Source organism: Pseudomonas sp. Root401 (assembly GCF_001425105.1).
GTDB classification, from domain to species: domain Bacteria; phylum Pseudomonadota; class Gammaproteobacteria; order Pseudomonadales; family Pseudomonadaceae; genus Aquipseudomonas; species Aquipseudomonas brassicacearum.
This window is the reverse complement of the sequence record NZ_LMDO01000057.1, coordinates 1-2,924: the sequence shown is the minus strand read 5'-3', so window position 1 is coordinate 2,924 and position 2,924 is coordinate 1. Positions and strand designations below refer to the sequence as shown.

Below are 2,924 nucleotides of genomic sequence, written 5' to 3'. Positions count from 1 at the left end.
CGCAGGTAATGGGCCAAGCGGTTGGCCCGTTCGTTCAGTTCCCCATAGCTCAGGCGCTGCTCGCCCCGGATCACCGCCACGGCATCCGGCGTACGCTGGACCTGGTCTTCGAACAACCCATGGATCGTCTGCTGCTGCGGGTAGTCGGCTTCGGTGGCGTTGAACGTCACCAACAATTGCTCACGTTCCGAGGTCGGCAGGATCGACACGCGTTGCAAGGGCAGGTCCGGCTGCTGCTCAAGCATCCAGACCAGGTTCTCCAATGCTTGGCGCATATACCCGCCGATGCGTTGGGCGCCCATTCCGGCCAGGGCCAACACACTGAGACTGAAGCCTTCGCCCAGATCGTCGACCGATAAGGTCAGCGGATAGTTAGTGCCCTCCGCGCCTCCCAGTGCATGCAAACCTGCCCATGCTTCTAGCGTCTGGGTCGTAGGGGCGTGGGCCGTGTTGCTATGCCGATAGTTGAGCAAGGCACCGAACAGCGGAGCCGGTGCAGGCACGCCGCTGCAACGCTGGGCCAAGGCCAACGAAGCATGCTCGTGACCGAGCAGGGCCGTCAGGCTCGCATGGGTGTTTTTTACACCTTCGCGCACGCCGTATCCGGCCAGTTTCACGCGCAGCGGCAACGTGTTGATGAACATGCCCAGCGCGCGGTCGGCGCCGTCACCGCCTTGCATCCGCCCCATCAATACCGTGCCGAACACCACGTCCTGCGTGCCCGAGAGACCGCCCACCACCCGCGCCCAGGCCAAGTGATGCAGGCTGGCGGCGCTGACGCCTAACTGGCGAGCCTGCGCCCGTAAACGACGGCTCAGCGAAGCATCGATCGGCACGTGAGCTTCTTCGATCACCGACTGGCCTTCAGGCACCTCGGCAAGACCCAGTGGCAAGGTCGGCTCATCGACATCGGCCAGCATTTCGCGGAAAAACGCTTCATGGGAATCACCGCCCACCCCCAGGCGGACCTGCGCCACGTAGTTGCGATAAGGCACGGGGTCGGGCAATTGATGGGACTGCCCAAGCAGGAACGCCTGCATTTCATCCTGCACCAACTCCAGCGCCGTATGGTCTATGGCCATGTGGTGGAATAGCAGGATCGCCACCCAACGGTCGTTGTCGTGATCCTGTGCACAGACCAGCCGCATCAGCGGCGCCTGCCCTACATCCAAGCGATGCTGGCGGGTGTCGAAGCGCTGTTGTAGTTGCCACACGGCATCGCCGGCGGCCGGGTCAAGCACGATTTCCTCCAACGACAGCGTGGCCTCGTGCCAGACCACTTGTACCGGCTCATCCAGCCCTTCCCAGACCACTGAGCTGCGCAGAATGTCATGACGATCGATCACGCCCTGCAATGCCTGGGCAAAGTCGTCCAGGCGCGCCCTGCGATCGGCACCGAACAAGGACTGCAACACATAAGGATCGCCCTGCTCCGCCGCCAGGTGATGGTAGAGAATACCTTCCTGCAACGGGGCCAGCGGGTAGATATCCTGCACATTACCCGCGCCGCCGGGCACCGTGTCGACGATCCGGTCGATCTCTTCCTGCGTCAGGTCAGCCAGGGGCAGCATGTCCGGCGTGATGCGGAAGGCCGGACTCAGCCAGTCGCCACCATTTCTCTCCACCAGGTCGAGCAGCTCCTGCTTATGGACGGCAAGGCGGTCCCACAGCGCGTGGTCCATTCCTTCGTCGTCGCCCAGGATCACGAGGTTGTCGCCGTCTTGTTGCAGACGGATCGGATGCTTGGACAGAGCTGCCATCAATTCGCTGAATTGCATCGAAGAACCTGCTTTTCTAGTTCGGAGTGGTTGACGATAAAAATGTATTTTTCAGGTACGGCGCAGCGCCTGGACGGCGGTTGGGCCGACCTCGGCGCACGGGCCAAAGCGATGGATAATCGTCACGTTCAACCGAAGGCGGCGGTTTGCGAACCACCGCCTTACAGGCCAAAAAAAATTAGAGCATTCGGTAGGTGATGTCTGTCATGGGAAGCAGGGACAAGCCCCGACATCGGCCAGACAGGACATACAGATGCGCAGGATTCAGGGCGAGCACCCTGCCCGGAAGCCCGGGACAGGGCACTCACCCCTCGGGTGAAACGGCCGACTCAGATACTGCGTTTGCGCGTGAGCGCGGGAATTTTCGTCATCGGTACATCGATATGCCGTACCTGGCCCACCGCCGCAGCCACCTGGGCCAGGGTGGGCTGGCCAAACAGCACACGGATATCGGCCTCCATGCCGTCCTTGCGCATGCGTTCGATCAGCGTCACGGCGAGCAACGAGTGACCACCCAGTTCGAAGAAGTGGTCATGCCGCCCCACCCGTTCGACCTTGAGCAACTCCGCCCACAGCGCCGCAAGCTTGACCTCCATGTCACCCACGGGGGTTTCATACAGACGCGTGGTGTACGCATTGCTGTCGGGGGCCGGTAGCGCCTTACGGTCGAGCTTGCCGTTCGGCGTCAGTGGCAAGGCGTCCAGGCGCATATATGCAGCGGGCACCATATAGGCCGGCAACTGCGCTTGCAGGTGCATGCGCAGGGTTTCGATGTCTACGGCTTCGTCCGGCGAATGCTGGGTGAAATAGGCCACCAGGCGCTTGTCACCCGGTACGTCTTCCCGGGCCAGGACCACGGTTTCCTTGATGTTTGTGGCCTGGGCGAGCTTGGCTTCGATCTCCCCCAGTTCGATGCGGAAACCACGGATCTTGACCTGGTCGTCGTTACGGCCCAGGTATTCGATGTTGCCGTCCGGCAGATACCGGCCCAAGTCGCCGGTTTTGTACATGCGTGCGTTCGAAGCCGTGCTGAACGAGTCCTTGAGGAAGCGTTCAGCCGTCAGGTCGTCGCGGTTCAAATAACCCCGCGCCACCCCAGCACCACCGATGTAGATTTCGCCCGGCACGCCCAGCGGCACCGGTTGC

The 2,924-nt window shown here is 62.0% G+C and carries 1 protein-coding gene and 1 pseudogene; both read right to left on the bottom strand.

The window, feature by feature from the left end:
- Nucleotides 1-1,583, bottom strand: a pseudogene (locus tag ASC85_RS27290) (condensation domain-containing protein); the annotation flags it as partial.
- A gap of 524 nt (nt 1,584-2,107) precedes the next feature.
- Nucleotides 2,108-2,924, bottom strand: an 817-nt coding sequence (locus tag ASC85_RS27285) for a phosphopantetheine-binding protein (protein ID WP_156395720.1), incomplete at its 5' end; no start/stop codon positions are given.